This is a genomic window from Thioalkalivibrio sp. ALJ3 (assembly GCF_000377205.1).
Taxonomy (GTDB): Bacteria; Pseudomonadota; Gammaproteobacteria; order Ectothiorhodospirales; family Ectothiorhodospiraceae; genus Thioalkalivibrio.
Genome location: NZ_KB897905.1, coordinates 703982 through 722440, shown reverse-complemented (window position 1 = coordinate 722440; position 18459 = coordinate 703982). Strand labels below are relative to the sequence as shown.

Annotated in this window: 16 protein-coding genes; 5 read left to right on the top strand and 11 right to left on the bottom strand. The window is 66.9% G+C overall.

Going from position 1 to position 18459, the window contains the following annotated elements:
- Nucleotides 1-6: 6 nt before the first annotated feature.
- The 4 genes from C935_RS0103440 to C935_RS0103425 are packed head-to-tail and all read left to right on the top strand — an operon-like array spanning nucleotide 7 to nucleotide 3043.
- Nucleotides 7-714 (top strand): hypothetical protein, encoded by a 708-nt coding sequence (locus C935_RS0103440; protein WP_018861116.1) that lies wholly within the window; start codon nucleotides 7-9, stop codon nucleotides 712-714.
- A gap of 43 nt (nucleotides 715-757) precedes the next feature.
- Nucleotides 758-1024 (top strand): HPr-rel-A system PqqD family peptide chaperone, encoded by a 267-nt coding sequence (locus C935_RS0103435; RefSeq protein WP_018861115.1) that lies wholly within the window; start codon nucleotides 758-760, stop codon nucleotides 1022-1024.
- Nucleotides 1024-1935, top strand: a complete 912-nt coding sequence (locus C935_RS0103430; protein ID WP_018861114.1) for an HprK-related kinase A — start codon at nucleotides 1024-1026, stop codon at nucleotides 1933-1935. Before C935_RS0103435 ends, C935_RS0103430 begins: the two co-directional genes overlap by 1 nt.
- Entirely contained in the window at nucleotides 1925-3043 is a 1119-nt protein-coding gene (locus C935_RS0103425; protein ID WP_018861113.1) for a nucleotidyltransferase family protein, read from the top strand. Before C935_RS0103430 ends, C935_RS0103425 begins: the two co-directional genes overlap by 11 nt.
- Before the next feature lie 50 nt (nucleotides 3044-3093).
- Here the strand turns inward: C935_RS0103425 and C935_RS0103420 are convergent, their stop codons facing one another.
- From C935_RS0103420 to C935_RS0103375, 10 genes are all read right to left on the bottom strand, one after another.
- Nucleotides 3094-3864, bottom strand: coding sequence for a S1C family serine protease (locus tag C935_RS0103420; protein ID WP_018861112.1), 771 nt, complete (start codon nucleotides 3862-3864; stop codon nucleotides 3094-3096).
- Nucleotides 3865-4074: 210 nt separating this feature from the next.
- Entirely contained in the window at nucleotides 4075-4929 is an 855-nt protein-coding gene (purU, locus tag C935_RS0103415) for a formyltetrahydrofolate deformylase (RefSeq protein WP_018861111.1), read from the bottom strand.
- Between the two features lie 146 nt (nucleotides 4930-5075).
- Nucleotides 5076-6026, bottom strand: a complete 951-nt coding sequence (gene ispH, locus C935_RS0103410) for a 4-hydroxy-3-methylbut-2-enyl diphosphate reductase (RefSeq protein WP_018868132.1) — start codon at nucleotides 6024-6026, stop codon at nucleotides 5076-5078.
- A 15-nt stretch (nucleotides 6027-6041) separates the two neighbouring features.
- Nucleotides 6042-6476: a peptidylprolyl isomerase gene (locus C935_RS0103405; protein WP_018861109.1), complete on the bottom strand. Its 435-nt coding sequence runs from the start codon at nucleotides 6474-6476 to the stop codon at nucleotides 6042-6044.
- Nucleotides 6477-6479: 3 nt separating this feature from the next.
- On the bottom strand, nucleotides 6480-6989 hold the full coding sequence (gene lspA / locus C935_RS0103400; RefSeq protein ID WP_018861108.1) for a signal peptidase II: 510 nt from the start codon (nucleotides 6987-6989) through the stop codon (nucleotides 6480-6482).
- Nucleotides 6989-9835: an isoleucine--tRNA ligase gene (gene ileS / locus C935_RS0103395; protein ID WP_018861107.1), complete on the bottom strand. Its 2847-nt coding sequence runs from the start codon at nucleotides 9833-9835 to the stop codon at nucleotides 6989-6991. The genes lspA and ileS overlap by 1 nt, the downstream gene beginning before the upstream one ends.
- Before the next feature lie 32 nt (nucleotides 9836-9867).
- A complete protein-coding gene (gene ribF, locus C935_RS0103390; protein WP_018861106.1) occupies nucleotides 9868-10830 on the bottom strand; it encodes a bifunctional riboflavin kinase/FAD synthetase in 963 nt (320 codons plus the stop codon).
- Between the two features lie 336 nt (nucleotides 10831-11166).
- Nucleotides 11167-12735 carry a murein biosynthesis integral membrane protein MurJ gene (gene murJ / locus C935_RS0103385; protein ID WP_018861105.1) on the bottom strand — a complete coding sequence of 523 codons (1569 nt, stop codon included), beginning with the start codon at nucleotides 12733-12735 and terminating at the stop codon, nucleotides 11167-11169.
- 213 nt (nucleotides 12736-12948) lie between these two features.
- A complete protein-coding gene (locus C935_RS0103380; RefSeq protein WP_018861104.1) occupies nucleotides 12949-13152 on the bottom strand; it encodes a cold-shock protein in 204 nt (67 codons plus the stop codon).
- Between the two features lie 225 nt (nucleotides 13153-13377).
- Nucleotides 13378-14100, bottom strand: a complete 723-nt coding sequence (locus C935_RS0103375) for an SDR family NAD(P)-dependent oxidoreductase (protein ID WP_026278615.1) — start codon at nucleotides 14098-14100, stop codon at nucleotides 13378-13380.
- 210 nt (nucleotides 14101-14310) lie between these two features.
- Here C935_RS0103375 and C935_RS0103370 point away from each other — a divergent pair, with 210 nt between their 5' ends.
- Entirely contained in the window at nucleotides 14311-16266 is a 1956-nt protein-coding gene (locus C935_RS0103370) for a GNAT family N-acetyltransferase (RefSeq protein WP_018868131.1), read from the top strand.
- A 21-nt stretch (nucleotides 16267-16287) separates the two neighbouring features.
- On the opposite strand, the gene C935_RS0103365 is transcribed toward C935_RS0103370, so the two are convergent.
- Nucleotides 16288-18303 (bottom strand): methyl-accepting chemotaxis protein, encoded by a 2016-nt coding sequence (locus tag C935_RS0103365; protein WP_018861101.1) that lies wholly within the window; start codon nucleotides 18301-18303, stop codon nucleotides 16288-16290.
- Nucleotides 18304-18459: the final 156 nt, after the last annotated feature.

Here is an 18459-nt window from a genome sequence, read left to right as displayed (position 1 = left end):
GACGCGATGGAACAAAACGACAACCAGGATCCGAACCGTCGCCAGGAGAGGCTGGATACACACGGCCAGAGCCGACGCCGCCTGAGCCGGGCGATGCTCGGTGCGACCCCCTTGTTGATGACCCTGCACGCGTCGCCGCTCAAGGCGGCCGGCGCGAACTGCATGCCTTCGGGCTGGGCGTCCGGCAATGTGTCACGCCACGATGGGCCACAGGACTGCGGGGGCCACTCGCCGGACTACTGGAGCGGGGGCTATGACCCGACCCACGCCAGCCATGCGAGCAATGTAAGCGCCAGCAGTCAGGGCGGCGGCCACCTGTTCAACAGCGCATCCTTCCACAGCCACCCGGAGTGGCGTGTGGCTGTGGAGTCCGGGGTCCTGTTCGATTCGAACTATGGCTTCCCGGGCGTGAGCCGGGGCTTCCAGGAAGAGGAGGGGGACCTCACCATGATCGGGGCCGTCTCCGCTTCGGTGTTCGTACTGGATGTGCAGGGGGCAGCCGAGCGTGAAGTGATCCGCTACGGCACCGCCGCATTATTGAATGCCAAGTACACCAACGGGTACCCGCTGTCCGAACGTCTGGTGCGGGACATCGTCACCGACACGCTGGAGAATGGCCACTACGAGACCGATGGTGGTGACCGCCTGTACCCGGAACAGGTATACCGATTCCTGGAAAACACCATGGGCCTCCCGAGCTGGGGATCCGCCTGAGCCATTCGGTCTTGCGTAATGGCTGGACACCAGGGGGAATCATATGTCGCGCCGCAGGTGGCAACGGACTGACGGGCTGCAGCAGCGCACCCTGGGGCAGGAGTGCGTTGTTTTTCATCCCGGGGCCGGCACAACCCACCTGCTGACGCCCGCGGCCGCCGCGCTGATGGACTGCCTGACTGCAGGCGTGGCGATGGACGAGGCCGAACTGGCCCGGCAGCTCGGCCTGCCGGCGGATGGCACGGACGTCGAACTGGGGCGCTGGCTGTCCAGCCTGCAAAGTGCCGACCTGATCCGGGGCCGCCACTGATGCGGATCGCCGATCTCGGGCTGGCCCGACTCCAGCAAAGCCTGGCGGGCCGCGGGCTTTATCTGCGCACCGGCCCCTTCACCAGCCGCATCCAGAGTCCCATCGCCAGCGTGGCCCGGGGCATCGAGTCGCTGTACCGGGACTTCGAAGTAGCCGACAACTCGAGTTTCTACGACTTCCACTGCGAGCTGCGCGCACCGCGTTCCCACCGCCGCTTCTATCGGCCCCAGGTCCTGTTTCTTTCCGACCGGCGCAGCGTCTTCAAGCCTCTGGCCTGCCAGCAGGCATACCCGATGCTCGAATGGGGGCTGAACTGGTGCATCGCCAATCAGGTGCCATATCGGCTGGTGCTGCACGCAGCGGCCCTGGAACGCAACGGGAAGGCCCTGATTCTCCCCGCCCCGCCGGGCGCCGGGAAAAGCACGCTTTGCGCGGCCCTGGCCCATCACGGCTGGCGCCTGCTGACGGATGAATCCGTGCTGGTGGACCTGGCGACCAACGAGGTATCCGGGCCTGCGCGGCCGGTGAGTCTGAAGAACGACTCGATCCGGGTGATACGCGAGTCCTGTCCATCGGCCGTCCTGAGTACGCCGATCGCAGATACGCTGAAAGGGGCTGTGGCGCACATGCGCCCGCCGACGGATGCCGTGCATCGCAGTCACGAGACCGCCCGACCCGGGTGGATCGTCTTCCCGCGTTATCGGCCGGGCGCCTCCATTCAGCTGAAACCGCGCGCGGCGGGTTCGGGGTTCATGCAGCTGATCGCCAACGCCTTCAATTACGCCGCACTGGGCACGCGAGCCTTTCATAGTGCCGGGCGACTGGCCGAAGAGTCCGCATGCTTTGACTTTACCTACAGCCGTCTGGACGAGGCCATGCAGCAATTCGACAGGCTGGCCGATGGACGCTGACACCGCACTGCGCCTGGCCCTGGCACGGCCAGAGAGCATGGCCGAGCGCACGACGGCCGAATGGGCCCCGTTGCTGGCGGCCGCACGCGAGAGCGCATTGCTGGGTACGCTCTGGCACCTCGCGGACGACGCGGGTCTTGCGGAAGGCCTGCCGGAACCAGTGGCCAGCCACCTCTGGGGAGCCGCCCTGATCGCCGAACATCGATCGCGGGCACTGGTCTGGGAACTGCACGGCCTGGCGGACGGGCTGCTCTCAAGGATGAGCCCGGGTGTTGTGCTGAAAGGGGCGGCCTACCTGGCGGCCGGGCTGCCAAACGCGCGCGGGCGCCTGGCCAACGATATCGATCTCCTCTTTCCCCGCAACGAGGTGGAGCGGGCCGAGAAGCTCCTGTTCTTCGAGGGCTGGTCGGGCACGCACCACAATGTCTACGACCAGCGCTACTACCGCGAGTGGATGCACGAACTGCCGCCACTGGTGCACCAGAACCGCGGCACCACGCTGGACCTGCACCACAACATCCTGCCGGAGACCTTTCGCGGCCATCCCGATCCCGCCCGCCTGCGGCAGCAAAGCCAGGCACTCCCGGAACCGTTCCGGTTCCGGATCCTGTGCCCGGCGCACCTGGTCCTCCACGCGATCGTGCACCTGTTTTCGGAGACGGAATGGGACCGGGGCCTGCGCGACCTCTACGACATCCATGTGCTGCTCCGCCATTTCAGCACACGTGACGGCGATGCCTTCTGGGAGCATTTCGTCGCGGAGGCCGAGGCCCTGAACATCGCCTGGATGGCGGAGCGCGCGCTGTGGACCGCAAACCGACTACTGCTGACCGAAATCCCGGCCGAGCCCGTGAAACGGCTGGCCCGGGCACGCGCGGGCATTGCCCTGCGGGGACTTGGCCGATGGTCGTTCGTACACGGACTGCACACGCGCGCCGGCTCGATCACCCCCCGCCGCGATGCGGTCGCGCGGGGCATGCTGTTTCTGCGTGGGCACTGGCTCAAGATGCCGGCCGGCCTGCTGGCGCGACACCTGTTCCACAAGGCCTTCCTGGCCGAGAAACCGGAGACGGCCACGGCCCAGCCGCAGCCGGAACAGCACGGTTAGGGAGTCGCAACGCCGTGCGAATGCGAACGCGCGACTGAATCAGCGTCTCCCTAACCACCCGCCTGCGAGCGGTACTGTTCCAGCAGGGGACGAATACGGTCCGATGGGATGGCATAGGTAATCCCGCTTGGATTGCGCACGGCCGCTTCGCGCCCGCCCTGGACATAGACCTGATTGATCACCCCGATCACCTCGCCGGTGTCCTTGCGATACAGGGGGCTGCCACTGTTGCCCGGGTAGGCCGTGGCATCCAGCTGGAAGACCATCGGCGGGGCATTGCGCAGGGCGCGTATGCGGCTGTCATCCAGCTCCGCGGCGCGACGCGCCGGGATCGCCATCGGGGTCATCGCCGAGATGCCCGCGCGATGCGTGGCCGGGTAGAGCCCCAGGATCATGCCGATGGGATAGCCGGTGAACGCGACCTCTTCTCCAACCCGCACGCGGCTGGAATTGCCAAGTTGCAGCGCGGGAAGGGAGGGTGCGGCGATACGCAGCAGGACCAGGTCATCGCTCGCGGCTCGGGCTACGACCTCGGCATGATGGATCGTGTTGTCCCGACCCTGGCCACTCACCACCACCAGACGTTCCCGGTTGTCCTGGTCCAGATTTCCGGGGAGGACATGATCGTTGGTGACCACGAGACGGCCATCGTCGATGACGAAGCCGGTCCCGAGGTACTGGGCGCGTGGACTGCGGGTGGGCTGATAGGTCGCGATACTCACCACCGAGGCCTTCACCCGCTCGGCCGTGTCGGGCAGCGGATCAGCGAGCGCCTGGCCCGGCGCAAGCACCAGGGCGACCAGCGCAAGCGGTATCGCCATCCAGAACGGGGCCCGCGGGCGCTGGCAACGGACGGGCCATCGACGGCCCTCAAGAAGGTGTCCCCATCCCCACATGCCGCGCCCTCCAGCCCCGTTACCAACCCCCTCAAGGATAGCGCGCAGCGCGCGGCGCGACGGGCATTCCGGGCATGCAATAACTCACCCGCTCGGCGACGATAAGGAGGGCCATACTCAGCCCCGGAAAGGCGGTCAGTCGAAGACGATGGTCTTGTTGCCGTGGGTGAGGACGCGGCCCTCGAGGTGATAACGCAGGCCACGGGCGAGGACCCAGCGCTCGACATCGCGACCCTTGCGGATCAGGTCCTGCACACCGTCGTCGTGGCGGATGCGTGTGACGTCCTGCTCGATGATGGGGCCGGCGTCCAGCTCGTCGGTCACGTAGTGGCAAGTCGCTCCGATCAGCTTGACCCCGCGGGCAAAGGCCTGGTGATAGGGACGGGCACCGACGAACGAGGGCAGGAAGCTGTGATGGATGTTGAGGATGCGCTCGGGATGCTCCGCACAAAGCCCCGGCGGGAGGATCTGCATGTAGCGCGCGAGCACGATGGTCTCCGGTTCCAGGACGGCCAGGCGTTGCTGGAGCGTGGCGAAGGCGGCCTCGCGATCATCCTTCGGTACCGGGATGTGCTCGAACGGGATGCCGTGGCAGGCGGCCAGTGGTTCCAGATCGCGATGATTCGAGAGGATCGCGGGAATCTCCATCGCCAGTTCGCCGGTACTCCAGCGGGCCAGCAGGTCGCTGAGGCAGTGCGGCTCGCGCGAGGCCAGGAGCACGACGCGTGGACGGGTGTCGGCATTGTTCAGCCACCAGTCCATGCGCAGCGCGGGCGCCAGAGAGGCCAGCCGCTGCTCGAGCAGGGCCTCGCCATCGGCGGGCAGCGAGAACACCCAGCGCATGAAGAACCAGCCCGCCTCTTCGTCGGTGTGCTGGGCGGCCTCGGTGATCCAGCCCTCGGTATCGGCAATGGCCGCCGCGATACGCGAGACGATCCCGTGCTGGTCAGGACAGCGAATGCTGAGGCGAAAGCGGGGACGTTCAATCATCTATGTCTCGCGATCACGAAGGGTAGCGGGGTGCAGCGCCGAGCATAGCCGATCCGGCACTGGGGCCACATGCGGAAATCGCCACTGCGCGGCGGCCTTCGTGGGCTTCATGGTGCCAATAGCAGCACCGGAAAAAACGGGGCCAGTCAGGCGGATTCGCGGCGCAGGGCGGAGGGGATGGAGAAGGTGATGGTCTCCTCACGACCGGAGAGTTCGGAGACCACCTCGACGCCCTGGGCGCGCAGGAAGTCCAGCACCTCGTTGACGAGGATCTCGGGGGCGGAGGCGCCGGCGGTCACGCCGATACGCTGCTTGTCCTTCAGCCAGGCCGGATCGACGTCAGCCGCACCATCCACCAGGTAGGACTCGACGCCCAGGCGGGCACCAATCTCGCTCAGGCGATTGGAGTTGGAGCTGTTCTTCGAACCGACGACCAGCAGCAGATCGCACTGTTGCGCCAGGTCCTTTACCGCATCCTGACGATTCTGGGTCGCGTAGCAGATGTCCATCTTGCGCGGGCCCTCGATCTTCGGGAAGCGCGCGGTCAGGGCGTCGATGATCTCGGCGGTGTCGTCCATCGACAGCGTGGTCTGGCTGACGAAGGCCAGGCGGTCGGGGTTGGCGACCTCGAGGCTGGCGACATCATTCACGGTCTCGACCAGCATCATTCGCCCGCCCTGGGTGTCATCGAACTGGCCCAGCGTCCCCTCGACCTCGGGGTGGCCGGCGTGGCCGATCAACACCACTTCGCGACCCTGGCGGGCATAGCGCGCGACCTCGAGGTGGACCTTGGTTACCAGCGGGCAGGTCGCGTCGAACACGGTCAGGCCGCGGTTCTCCGCCTCCTGCTGCACGCGCTTGGGCACGCCGTGGGCGGAGAAGATCACTACCTGGCCATCGGGGACCTCGTCCAGCTCCTCGACGAACTTCACGCCGGCCGCTTCCAGGCGCCCGACCACATGGCGGTTGTGCACCACCTCGTGGCGGACGTAGAGCGGCGCGCCGTAGATCTCCAGCGCGCGTTCGACGATCTCGATGGCGCGCTCGACCCCAGCGCAGAAACCGCGCGGATTGGCGAGCTGGACCTGCATACTCATAGTGGCTCCCGCGAACTACTGGGGTTCGCTAACCGATACCACATCCACCTCGAAGGTGAACGACTGCCCGGCCAGGGGGTGGTTGAAATCCACGGTGACGCTCTCGTCGCCGACCTCTTCAATGCGGCCCGGGACCGCATCACCCGACGGGCTGGTGAACTCGTAAATGTAGTCTTTCTGCAGCGGCATGTCCGCCGGAAACTGTGAACGGGGCATCGTCTGCACCGCCGCATTATCCCGCAACGGGAACATGGCCCCGGCCTCGATCGCAAATTCCCGGTGATCGCCGGGCTCCAGACCCACCAGCAGGTCCTCCAGACCGGGCAGGATCTCGCCCGCCCCGACCTCAAGGCGGATGGCCTCCTCGTCGGTGCCATCCACGACAAAGCCGCTGTCCAGGATCAGGCGGTAGTGCATCTCCACCGTCGCGCCCTTGGTTACCGTTGTCATGCCTTACTCCCGCGAATCCGTTGGTGACCCGCTACGGTCACCTTCAATAAAGGTTGCCACGATCAGGGTGACCGCGCCGACGACGATGGCCATATCGGCCACATTGAACGCCGGCCAGTGATAGCCGGCCCAGTGGAAATCGAGAAAATCGATTACCCGGCCATGGGCGATGCGATCGATCAGATTGCCGACCGCGCCGCCCAGCACCAGCCCCAGGGCGGTGACCGACCAGCGCGCCTGGCGTGGCAGCCGTGCCAGCCACCAGAGGATCAGCAACCCGATCACGACCGCCACGCCGGACAGGAACCAGCGCCCCCAGTCCCCGGCGCCGGCCAGAAAACTGAACGCAGCCCCCGGGTTGTAGACCAGGGAGAGATTGAAAAACGACGTCACCTCGACCGGCGCGTACAGGGTCAGGGCATTCTCTGCCCACCACTTGGTCACCTGGTCCAGCAGCGCAACCGCGACCGCGATCAGCAGCCCCGGGCGCAGGCCCGATTGCGCCAGCCCCATCAGGCGAAGCGCCGGGTCTCGCCCGGGCCCTCCACGTTCGTCACGCAGCGCCCGCACAGCTCGGGGTGGGCGTCATGCTGGCCGACATCCGGCCGGCGGTGCCAGCAACGCACGCACTTGGCATGTTCGCTCTTGTGGACGACTACGCCAATGGCGGTGCCATCCTCCAGCTCGGCGGTATGCGCCCCCTCGGGGGCCGCGCCGTCCACCAGCCGGGCCTCGGACGTGATCAGCACAAAGCGCAGTTCGTCTTCCAGACGCGCGAGGCGCCCATGGGCGGCGGAGCCCGCCGGCAGGTAGACCTCGATCTCGGCATTCAGCGAGGCCCCGATCCCGTGCTCGTTGCGCGCAAGCTCCAGCGCACGGGCAACATGCGTGCGCACCTCGAGGATGCCGTCCCAGTCCGCGCTGGAGAACTCGGCCCCCTCCGGCAATGGGGCAAGGCCCTCGTACCAGGTGGCGAACAGCACGCTGTCCGCGCGCTCGCCCGGCAGCAGCTGCCAGATCTCCTCGGCGGTAAAGGTGAGGATCGGGGCGACCCAGCGGGTCAGGGCCTCGGCCACGTGATACAGCGCGGTCTGTGCGGAACGCCGCGCGCGCGAGTCCGCCTGCGTGGTGTACTGGCGGTCCTTGATTACGTCGAGGTAGAACGACCCCAGCTCCACCGAGCAGAAGTTGTGCACGCGCTGGTAGATCTGGTGGAACAGGTAGTCGTCGTAGGCCTTCGTCACCTGCTCCTGCACCTGCAGGGCGCGCGCGACGATCCAGCGATCCAGCGGCAGCAGCTCGTCCAGCTCCAGCGCATGTTCGGCCGGGTCGAAGCCGTTCAGGTTGCCCAGCAGGAAGCGCGTGGTGTTGCGGATGCGGCGGTAGGCGTCGGCCGTGCGGTCAAGGATGCCCTGGGAGATCGCCATTTCGCCGGAAAAGTCGGTCGCGGCCACCCACAGGCGCAGGATATCCGCCCCCAGGGTGGAGACGACCTCCTGCGGCGCGACCACGTTGCCGCGCGACTTGGACATCTTCTCGCCCTTCTCGTCCACGGTGAAGCCGTGAGTGAGCACGGCCCGGTACGGGGCCTCGCCACGCATCGCGACACTGGTCAGCAGGCTCGACTGGAACCAGCCGCGGTGCTGGTCCGAGCCCTCCAGGAACAGGTCCACCGGCAGCCCGCCCAGTTCCGGGCGCTTCTCCACCACGGTGCTGTGCAGCACACCGGAGTCGAACCAGACATCCAGGGTGTCGTTCAGCTTGATGTAGTCATCGGCCTTGTCGCCCAGCAGCTCCTTCGGGTCGAGCTGGAACCAGGCCTCGATGCCCGCCTGCTCGATACGCTGCGCCACCAGCTCGATCAGTTCCGGGGTATGCGGGTGGAGCCGACCGGTCTCGCGGTGCACGAAAAACGGGATCGGCACGCCCCAGTTGCGCTGGCGCGAGATGCACCAGTCCGGGCGGTTGACCACCATGCCGTGGATGCGCGCCTCGCCCCAGTTCGGCATCCAGCGGGTATCGGCGATCGCCTTCAGCGCGTCCGCGCGCAGCTCGGCGCGCTCCATGCTGATGAACCACTGCGGCGTGGCGCGAAAGATGATCGGCGTCTTGTGCCGCCAGCAGTGCGGATAGCTGTGCTCGAACTTCACCGCCACGACCAGTGCGCCGCGCTCCTTCAGCGCGTCGATCACATGGCCGTTCGCCTGGTGCACGTTCTCGCCGGCAAACAGCGGCGTGTCCGGCAGGAAGCGGCCGTCGGGGCCGACCGGGTTGTGCACGGGCAGGCTGTATTTGAGGCCGACCGCGTAGTCCTCCTGGCCGTGTCCGGGGGCGGTGTGCACCGCGCCCGTACCCGTCTCGGTGGTCACGTGGTCACCCAGGATCAGCGGCACCTCACGCTCGAGGAACGGGTGCTGCAGTGTCAGGCCCTCCAGGGCCTGGCCCTTGACCCGTGCGACCACGGCCCCCTCTCCCAGCGAGTAGCGCGCCAGGCAGTCCTCGACCAGGGCCTCGGCCAGCAGCAGGCGCTCGTTGTCCAGCTGCACCAGCGCGTAGTCCAGCTCCGGGTGCAGGGCCACGGCCTGGTTGGCCGGCAGCGTCCAGGGCGTGGTCGTCCAGATGACCACGCTGATCGGGCCACGCGAGTCCTTGGCCCCCTCGAAGCGACGCAGGAAGTCGATGTCGTCGATCACGCGGAAGCGCACGTCGATCGCCTGCGAGATCTTGTCCTCGTACTCCACCTCGGCCTCGGCCAGCGCCGAGCCGCAGTCCACGCACCAGTGCACCGGTTTCTCGCCCATCTGCACATGGCCGCGCTTGAAGATATGACCCAGCGCGCGGACGGTGTCCGCCTCGACCTGATAGTTCATCGTCAGGTAGGGATGGTCCCAGTCGCCCAGCACGCCGAGACGCTGGAAGTCCGCGCTCTGGCCGTCGACCTGCTCCTGCGCGTACTCGCGACAGGCCTTGCGGAAGGTCGCGGCATCCACGTCGCGGCCGGCCTTGCCCAGGTTCTGCTCGACCTTCAGCTCGATCGGCAGACCATGGCAGTCCCAGCCCGGCACGTAGGGGGCGTCGAAGCCCGACAGGGTGCGGCTCTTGACGATGACGTCCTTGAGGATCTTGTTGACCGCGTGCCCGACATGGATCGAACCGTTCGCGTAAGGCGGGCCGTCGGCCAGCACGAAGCGGGGGCGCCCGGCGCAGTGCTCACGCAGGCGCTGGTAGCGATCCTCCGCCTTCCACGCCTCCAGCCACTCCGGCTCGCGCTGGGCGAGGCCGGCGCGCATCGGAAAGGCCGTCTCGGGCAGGTTAAGGGTGTCCTTGTAGGGATTCGGCGGTGCCGGTTTGCGTGCCATGTTTTTTCCGGATCGGCCCTCGGGGCCGCGTTTCAGCTGAATTCTGCAATTTGCTGGCGGGCCGTCTCGACGTCGCGCGCGATCTGCGCGCGCAGGGCGTCCAACCCGTCGAAGCGCTGCTCGCCGCGCACCTGCGCGATCGGCTCGAAGCACACGGCCTCGCCGTAGAGGTCGGGGCTGCCTTCGAGCACATGCGCCTCCAGGCGCTGCTCGGTACCCGCCACCGTCGGCCGCCAGCCGATATTGGCGACTGCCGGCAGGGCCTCGCCCGAGGCGCGGCGCAGCCAGCCGGAATAGACCCCGCGCAGCGCCAGCGGCCAGGGCCCCATGCGCAGGTTCGCGGTGGGGAAGCCGATCGTACGGCCGCGCTTGTCGCCGTGCGCGACCCGCCCGTGCAGTCGGTAGGACCGGCCCAGCAACTCGGCCATGCGCGTGAAGTCGCCGTCCAGCGCCGCCGCGCGTACTCGGGTGCTACTGATCCGGCCCTCGGCATCCGCGACCGTCGGGGTACCCTCGACACTGAAGCCAAGGCGCTCGCCCTCGCGGCGCATGAAGGCCTGGTCGCCCTCGCGGCCACGGCCAAAGCGAAAGTCGTCCCCGACCAGTACATGCTGCGCGCCGAGGCGCTGGTGCAACACCTCCTCGATGAAGGCGGTCGCCGACAGCCCGGCCAGCTGCGCATCGAAGCGCAGGATCCAGACGGCCTCGAGCGCGGTATCCCCCAGCGTGATCAGGCGGTCGCGCAGGCGCTGCAGGCGCCCGGGCGGGTCCGGGGCCTCGGGCCGGCTGCCGAAGTACTCGCGCGGCAGCGGCTCGAAGGTCATCAGGACCGACGGCGCCTGGCGATCCTGCGCCGCCTCGAGCAGGCGCCCCAGAACAGCCTGATGGCCACGATGGAAACCATCAAAGTTGCCAATGGTCACCACCGCGCCATGCACGGCCGCTGCCGTGGAAGCCCTGCTGTCGGACGGCCCCAGGCCGCGAATCAGCCGCATCGCCCCGATCCTGCGCAAAATCGCGAGTATAACCCGTCAGGGAAACAATGATTAAGGTACACACTCGCGCTCGAGTCGCTATTGCGTGCGAACAAGGCGCGGTGACTGCCGTGCAGTCATTCTGCACAAGGGAGCCGCAACGCTGTGCGCACGCCCGTTATTGATAACAACGGGAGGCCGAGCCCCTTCGGGGTTGGCACCCCAGGTTTTCCGAGACCAGGCGCGGGGCGCAGCCGGTAGTGGTTCTACCGGCAAGTGCCGCAACGCAGGATCGGGGAACCTGGGGTACCAACGCGAGCGTGTACCTTAACCATTGTTTCCCTAAGCGCCCCGGCATCATTCGCTGGCCTCCCGTAACAGGAAGTGTCGGGGGCGAAGCCCTGCGGCGAGCAGCGTCAGGAGCAGCGCGCCAGCCCCGGCCGTGATCAGACCGGTCAGCGCGAGCAGACGCGTGCTGACCGTCCAGTCGGTCCACTGCCCGAACGACGGCGACAGCGCGGCCAGTACCAGGGCCATCACCCCGAGCGCGATCGGCAACCCCACGCGCAGGCGTTTCAGCGCGGCCCCCGGCTGATAGATCCCCTCTCGAACCAGCCCGCGATAGAGCAGACCCGCGTTGATGTAGGCGGAGGCCGAGGTGGCCAGCGCCAACCCGGCATGCGCGCCCGGGATACCGGACAGGTACCAGGGCAGCACGAACGCGGCGTTCAGCACGATATTGGCGAGCATCGCGATGATCGCGATCTTCACGGGGGTCTTGGTGTCCTGGCGGGCGAAGAACCCCGGGGCGAGCACCTTGATCAGGATGAAGCCCGGCAGACCCAGTGCATACGCGGCCAGCGCCATCGCGGCCATGTAGGTGTCCCACTGGGTAAAGGCCTGGTACTGGATCAACGTGGCCAGGATGGGGACCGCGAGTACGACCAAGCCGACCATCGAGGGCAGGGCCACCAGCATCGCCAGGCGAAGGGCCCAGTCCAGCGTGCGCCCGTAAGCGGCCGGGTCCGCCTGATTGTACTGCCGCGCCAGCCGCGGAAGGATCACGGTACCGATCGCGATGCCGAACAGCGCGAGCGGCAACTCCACGAAGCGGTCGCCGAAATACAGCCAGGAGATCGACCCGGCGACCAGGAACGAAGCCACCAGGGTGTCCACCAGCAGGTTGATCTGCACGACCGAGGTCCCGAGGATGGCCGGCAGCATCAGCTTGACGATGCGCCGCACCCCCTCGTGTGCACGGCGGAAACGCGGCCGCGGCAACAGCCCCGCGCGCAACAGGAACGGGATCTGGAAGGCGAGCTGCAAGGCACCGGCGGCGAACACCCCCCAGGCCAGCGCCACGATCGGCTCCGCGAACATCGGCGCCAGCCACAGCGCCGCGACGATCAATGCCAGGTTCAGGAACACCGGGGTAAAGGCGGGGACGGCAAAGCGCCCGATGCTGTTCAAGATCCCCGCAGCCATCGCGGTCAGCGAGATGAACAGCAGATACGGGAAGGTGATGCGCAGCATCTGCGCCGCAAGGTCCTGCCGCCCCTCCTCCTGCGTGGCGAGCCCCGGGGCGAACACCCAGATCAGCAGCGGCGCGGCCAGGATCCCGATCAGCGTGACCACCGCGACCACGGCCATCAGCGTGCCGGCGGTGTGATCCAGCAGGTCGCGCAGGGCCTCGCGCCCGCGCTTCTCGCGAAACTCCGCAAACACCGGCACGAAGGCCTGGTTGAACGCGCCCTCGGCGAACAGTCGGCGCAGGAAATTGGGGATGCGGAAGGCGACGAAGAAGGCGTCTGTGGCGGCCCCGGCGCCAAAGGTGACCGCCAGCACCATGTCGCGCAGATAGCCCATGATCCGCGAGATCATGGTCATGCCACTGACAACGGCGGTGGAGCGGAACAGGCGATTCATCGCGGGCAGCGCGGATCCATGCACAAAGGCCCGCAGTGTACTGCAATCGAATACTCCCGGCCGTGCGCAGCGTTCAAAAGGGGGGCGCGTCGGCCCTGTTCGGCCGTTATTCGACGCCTCGCAATGACAGAAGCGCGGACACAAAAAAAGGCCGCCCGGAGGCGACCTTTTCTGGACGACCCGCGAGGGGCCGTCAGCCTTGGGAAGCGCGCCTTACAGGGCGGTCACTTCACCGGCGGCCAGGCCCTTGGCGGTTTCCTGGATTTCGAAGGAGACCTTCTGGCCTTCGGCCAGGGTCTTGAAACCCGAACCGTTGATCGCGGAGAAGTGAACGAACACGTCCTTGCCGCCATCATCCGGGGTGATGAAACCGAAACCCTTGCTCTCGTTGAACCACTTAACAACACCAGTATTCACAACTTGTAACCTCTTCAATGTAACTAACAAATGTGGTCGCGGGATGCTGCCAACAGATCAACGGGAGCACTGGTTCAGAAACTAGAGACTTCCTAGTGTTGCCGTTCATCCGCAGACCACGATCACGACTATACGCCTGCATTCCGGCAAAAGCCAACCGCCTTCCAAGAAATTTACGTGACATTCAGGGGCTTCGGCTGGAATACCTCCTGCATCGATGTCTGGCTAGTCCAGCTGCCGGATGTCCACAAAACTCCCCCGCGCCGTCCGGCGCAGGCGCGGCAGCACCGCCAGCACGGCCTCAGCGGCCTTCTCCGGCGTCGGCATGGTCTCGGTTCCGCGCGCGGCCTTCAGCCGCTGGAGCACGGGGAAGGCCTCGCGGTCGGCCTCATCGCACAGGTAATCCTGCATCGCGGTATCGATCAGCCCGGGGGCCAGGGCGTTGATCGCGGTGTCCTCGGGAAACTCGTGGGCGTAAAGCTGCATCATCATGTTCAGTGCGGCCTTGGACAGCGAATAGCCGCTCCAGCCGGCATGGCCGGACACCGAGGCCCCGGACGAAATCGCGACGATCTGCCCGACGCGCACGCGGCGGCGTAGCAGGGCGTCCAGGATGACCTTGTTGGCGAATGTGTTCACGTCCATCAGCAGGCGCAGCTCGTCCATCGGAGCGTCCTGCATGCGCTGCATGTGGCCCAGCAGCCCGGCATTCAGGATCACCAGATCCAGCTCGTCGACCCCTTCGAGCAGACGTTCCATCGCAGCGGCGGTGGCGTCGAAGTCGGACAGATCTGCGCGCTCGTCACCCGCCACACCCGGTTCCGGGCATCCCCTGCGGCTCATCCCGTAGACACGCGCACCCTGCCCCTGCAGCACCCGCGTCAGTCCAAGACCAAAACCACTGGAATTGCCCGTCACTAGTGCTGTACCAATGACACCATTGCTCATGCAATTTCTCCTGCCGGGATGGAACAAACGTGCAGGCTAACCGGAACCCCTTTCGCTCGCCATAAGACTCCCCTTCGGGCATCGTGCCCAGACCGAACCGGCGCGGCCGCACAAGGAAACACGGATCAATGTAGACACTCGTGTTGATACCCTCAGGAGCGGCGCGCAGATTCATCTCTGGCGCCACGCCGAAATGCGACAAGGACCTCTATGAGACAAGCGGAGGAGAAACCCACCCTTGGCTGGCGGCGGCTACTGGCCCACCCGATGTCGCAGGCGGCCCGCAAGCAAGCCGCCACCTGGCTCGGACGGATGCCCAGTGGGACAAGCTCGCTCTGGGTCGGCCACGGGGCACCAGCGGACGTGGCGCGCGTGAACCCCGCGCAGGCGGGTCACTGGCTGGGACGCGAGATCGACGCGATCGTGTTCGAGGCCACCTGGCCCCTCCCGGCGGACGCCCTCGCCATCGTCGGGGGGCTGCTGCGCGGGGGCGGCGTACTCCTGCTGCTAGTCGCCCCACCTGGCGACGGAGCGTTTGGCCGGCGCTGGGCGAAAGCCCTGCGGCACGCATCCGTTCACTGGGTGGATGACGATGTCGAACAATGGCCAATCCCCACCGCGGGCGTCCAGCCCCCCTGGGCCTGGACGGAAGGTCAGCGGCGTGGGCTCGCGACCCTGGATGAGCTTGGCCCCGGGGAGTGCGGCGCACTGGTCGCCAATCGCGGACGTGGCAAGTCGACCTTGCTGGGGGAATGGATCGCCGGCCAGCGCAGCACCAGCGCCCCGGTCATCGTCACGGCACCAGGCGCAGGTGCGGTGCAAGCGCTCTTTCGTCAGCTGGAATGCCACCCGGGACCATCAGTGTCCTTTTTCGCCCCCGACCAGGTCGAAGCCCTCGCCACTCCGCCCGACACCCTGGTGATCGACGAGGCGGCGGCTCTTCCGGTCGACCGCCTGGTGCGGCTGGCGGAACGGGTCCGACGACTGGTGCTGGCGACGACCACCGGCGGCTTCGAGGGCAGCGGACAGGGCTTTCGCCTGCGCGCGCTTCCCGCCCTGCAGCGCCTGGGCTTCCGAATCCGGCAGATTTGGCTTGAACAGCCTGTGCGCTGGGCGAGCGGCGACCCGCTGGAGGCCTGGCTGGATGGCCTGTTCCTGATGCAGGCCAGGAGTCGCGCCCCCGCCCCTCAGGCCGTGAGATTTCACTGGCTGCGTGGCAAGGAGCTCGCCCGTGACGCGCGTCGGCTCGAGGACGTGGCCGGCCTGCTCGCCGACGCCCACTATCGCACACGCCCGTCGGACCTGACCCGCTGGCTGGACGATCCTGACGCGTACCTGATGCTGCTCGTCGGTGCGCAGGACCGGGCGCTGTTCGGGGTTGCCCTGGTCCAGAAAGAGGGGGGGCTTGCGCCCAAACTTGCAGAAGCGGTCTGGGCCGGGGAGCGGCGCCCCCAGGGACACTTCCTGCCCTGCACACTGGCGGCTCGCGGCGAGTTCGCGCTGGCCACCCGGGCCTGGTGGCGCATCCAACGGCTCGCCGTACACCCCTCCTGGCAAGGCAGAGGACTTGGGAGCCGCCTGCTGCGCGCAGTCGAGGAATGCGCGGCACACCACGACATCGCGCTGCTCGGCACGAGCTTCGGACTGCAACCGGCATTAGTACGGTTCTGGGGGCAGACGGGCTGGCGGCCGGTGCGGGTCGGGGAACGACCCGATCCCGCCAGCGGCGAGGTGTCGATCGTACTGATCCGGGCGATGACACAAGACACCGCCGCCCTCGTCGATGCAGCCGCAGCGTCTTTCGCGCGCGACTGGCGCGAGGGCGGGGCCGCGCTACTACGCGATCAGACGGGGCGGCAACGCCGGGCCCTTGAAGCCATCCAGCCGTCCACCGTCACGGTACCCGTCCGGGATCACGCCCGGGACATCGAAGAGATTGGGGCCTTTGCACTGCGGCAACGCCCACTCGAATGGATACGCGCTGCCCTGCGACGCTCCCTTGTTGCGCACCCGCCGCAAGGGCCGGAAGGAAGGCTGCTGCAATCCGCCATCGAGTCCCTGGATGGCGAGGCGCTCGCCCGTGAACTGGGGCTTTCCGGACGGCGGGAGGCCATTCGGCGCCTGCGCCAGGCCGCGCAGACCTGGCTGGCGCACCCCGAGGCGTGAGCCCGGGGTGCGCCAGCGACACTACAGGCGGAACTGGGCCAGCGCCTGCTGGATCTCGCGTTCGACCTGCTTGAGCTCGTCGGAGGCCGCGCTGACCCGATCCGCGGTGTTGGCCGACTGGTCGGCCCCGTCGGAGATCTGCACGATGTTGCGGTTGATGTCCTCGACTACGGTGGTCTGCTGACGCGCGGCAACCGCGATCTGGTCGGTCATCTCCACGATCGTGGTCACCGACTGGCGGATCTGCTGCAGGGCGCCGTTCACCTCGGCGGTGTGCTCCATGGTCGTCTCGGCCTCTTCCTGGCCATGCTCCATGGCCTTCACTGCCGTGCTGGTGGCGGTCTGCAGGCGCGAGATCATGCTCTCGATCTCGTCGGTGGATTCCTGCGTCCGGGTCGCCAGCTTGCGCACCTCGTCGGCCACAACCGCGAACCCGCGACCATGCTCGCCGGCACGCGCGGCCTCGATCGCTGCGTTCAGCGCCAACAGGTTGGTCTGTTCGGCCACGCCGCGGATCACCTCAAGGATTGTGCCGATCTGCTTGGAGTCCTCGCCCAGCTTGGCAACCGTACCGGCGGCCTGTTCGACCGTGCCCAGCAGAGAGGACATCGAGGTGATGTTCTTCTCCATCACCTCGGAGCCGTTGTTCACCGCCCCGCTGGCCTCCTGCCCGGCCTGGGAGGTGGCGTCGGTGTTGCGCGCAATCTCCTCGGCACTGCTTTGCAGTTCGTTGATCGCGGTGGCGACGCGTTCCGTCTCGTCGCGCTGGCGCGAGACCGCCTCGCGGGCCTGGTAGGCCTCCTGGTTCAGGTTCTCGGTCGCGCGATTCAGGGTCTCGGTGCCACTACGGGCATTACCCACGGCCTGCGCGATCTTGTCGGTGAAGCGGTTGAAGGCGCGTCCCAGCTGGGCAGTCTCCAGCAGGCCGTCTTCGTCCAAGCGACGGCTGAGGTCGCCGTCACCGTCGGCGATTTCTTCCAGCGCTTCGGTCGAGTGGGCCAGCGCACGACGCACCACCAGGATGATGAACACCGCGCCGGCCACACCCAGGGTCACGCCGATCAGCGCGAGCACGCCCTGGGTCATCTGCGTGTTGCGCATGGTCGCGGTCAGCTCCTCGGCGGAACGCTCGGCCCGGTCGGTGATCCGCTCCGACAACTGCTGCAACTCGGTGCGCGCCTCCAGGATGACCGGGCCGACCTCGGTGCGGATCAGGAACGCGTCCTGCAGGGCCTCTTCGCTGCCGTGGATGCGGACGATCTCCTGAATCGCGCTGTCCAGATCACTCAGCAACCCCTCGAAGTCCTCGACCGCGATCTGCTGTTCGAAATCGAGCTCGTCGTACTGTTCCAGCAGTCGCGCCAGCACGTCATGGGTCTGGCCGAGATACAGCCTCAGGTTCTGCTCGAAGGAGTCATCACGAAACGCGATGAAGCCGCGCAGGTTCGAGGTGATCTGCAGGAGGTTGGTGCGCAGACTGTAGAAATCGTTGAGGCGCTCGAACGAGCGCTGGAAGCGTGCCCGCGCCATCTCCTCGTCGATCATGGTGCTGGTCAGCTGCGTCATCTGCATGGTTGCCGGGTTGGCTCGCGAGTTTGCAACACCCTGCGCCGGCATGTTCTGGGCCACGTCTTCGGCGATCTCGATCAGTCGCTCCCGGTGACCGGCAAAACCGTCGACGCTCGCGCGTACCTGCTCCGCGGAGGCGCTCAGTTCGTCCGAGGCCTGCACCACCGGATCGTTGACCAGTGCATCCATGGCGACGTCCAGCTCGTCCATCGCGGTCAGCCAGGCATCGCGGTGCTCGTCTTCCTCGCTCATCAGGTAGAACCCGAGAAAGGCCGCGCTCTCCTGCAGGAGCTGCTCCACCTGGTTGACACGCGCGACGGCCGGATAATCCGACTGCGTCAGCTCGGCTACGCCCTGCCCGCCCACATTCAGGGCACGCAGCGCCAGCAGCGAATTGATGATCAGGATGGCGACGACCAGGCCGAAGCCGGCGATCAGCAGCCCCCGAATGGAGAGTTTGTCGAGCATGGGTTGACTCCTTCCTCAGCGCCTTCTGCCGGGCGCATGCCTGCATACGCAAGCGGACTATTCCGCTGCCTGTAGAGACGATTCATCCCCTGTTACGGCCGCACTCCCCTGAAGTTGAGCCCCAACCGTTTTGAGAATTACATCACACCGAGTGAC

Excerpts from the sequence above, each read along its gene's own strand:
- C935_RS0103440 (WP_018861116.1), top strand. The coding sequence starts at position 7 with ATGGAACAAAACGACAACCAGGATCCGAACCGTCGCCAGGAGAGGCTG.
- C935_RS0103435 (WP_018861115.1), top strand. The coding sequence starts at position 758 with ATGTCGCGCCGCAGGTGGCAACGGACTGACGGGCTGCAGCAGCGCACC.
- C935_RS0103430 (WP_018861114.1), top strand. The coding sequence starts at position 1,024 with ATGCGGATCGCCGATCTCGGGCTGGCCCGACTCCAGCAAAGCCTGGCG.
- C935_RS0103425 (WP_018861113.1), top strand. The coding sequence starts at position 1,925 with ATGGACGCTGACACCGCACTGCGCCTGGCCCTGGCACGGCCAGAGAGC.
- C935_RS0103420 (WP_018861112.1), bottom strand. The coding sequence starts at position 3,864 with ATGGCGATACCGCTTGCGCTGGTCGCCCTGGTGCTTGCGCCGGGCCAG.
- purU (WP_018861111.1), bottom strand. The coding sequence starts at position 4,929 with ATGATTGAACGTCCCCGCTTTCGCCTCAGCATTCGCTGTCCTGACCAG.
- ispH (WP_018868132.1), bottom strand. The coding sequence starts at position 6,026 with ATGAGTATGCAGGTCCAGCTCGCCAATCCGCGCGGTTTCTGCGCTGGG.
- C935_RS0103405 (WP_018861109.1), bottom strand. The coding sequence starts at position 6,476 with ATGACAACGGTAACCAAGGGCGCGACGGTGGAGATGCACTACCGCCTG.
- lspA (WP_018861108.1), bottom strand. The coding sequence starts at position 6,989 with ATGGGGCTGGCGCAATCGGGCCTGCGCCCGGGGCTGCTGATCGCGGTC.
- ileS (WP_018861107.1), bottom strand. The coding sequence starts at position 9,835 with ATGGCACGCAAACCGGCACCGCCGAATCCCTACAAGGACACCCTTAAC.
- ribF (WP_018861106.1), bottom strand. The coding sequence starts at position 10,830 with ATGCGGCTGATTCGCGGCCTGGGGCCGTCCGACAGCAGGGCTTCCACG.
- murJ (WP_018861105.1), bottom strand. The coding sequence starts at position 12,735 with ATGAATCGCCTGTTCCGCTCCACCGCCGTTGTCAGTGGCATGACCATG.
- C935_RS0103375 (WP_026278615.1), bottom strand. The coding sequence starts at position 14,100 with ATGAGCAATGGTGTCATTGGTACAGCACTAGTGACGGGCAATTCCAGT.
- C935_RS0103370 (WP_018868131.1), top strand. The coding sequence starts at position 14,311 with ATGAGACAAGCGGAGGAGAAACCCACCCTTGGCTGGCGGCGGCTACTG.
- C935_RS0103365 (WP_018861101.1), bottom strand. The coding sequence starts at position 18,303 with ATGCTCGACAAACTCTCCATTCGGGGGCTGCTGATCGCCGGCTTCGGC.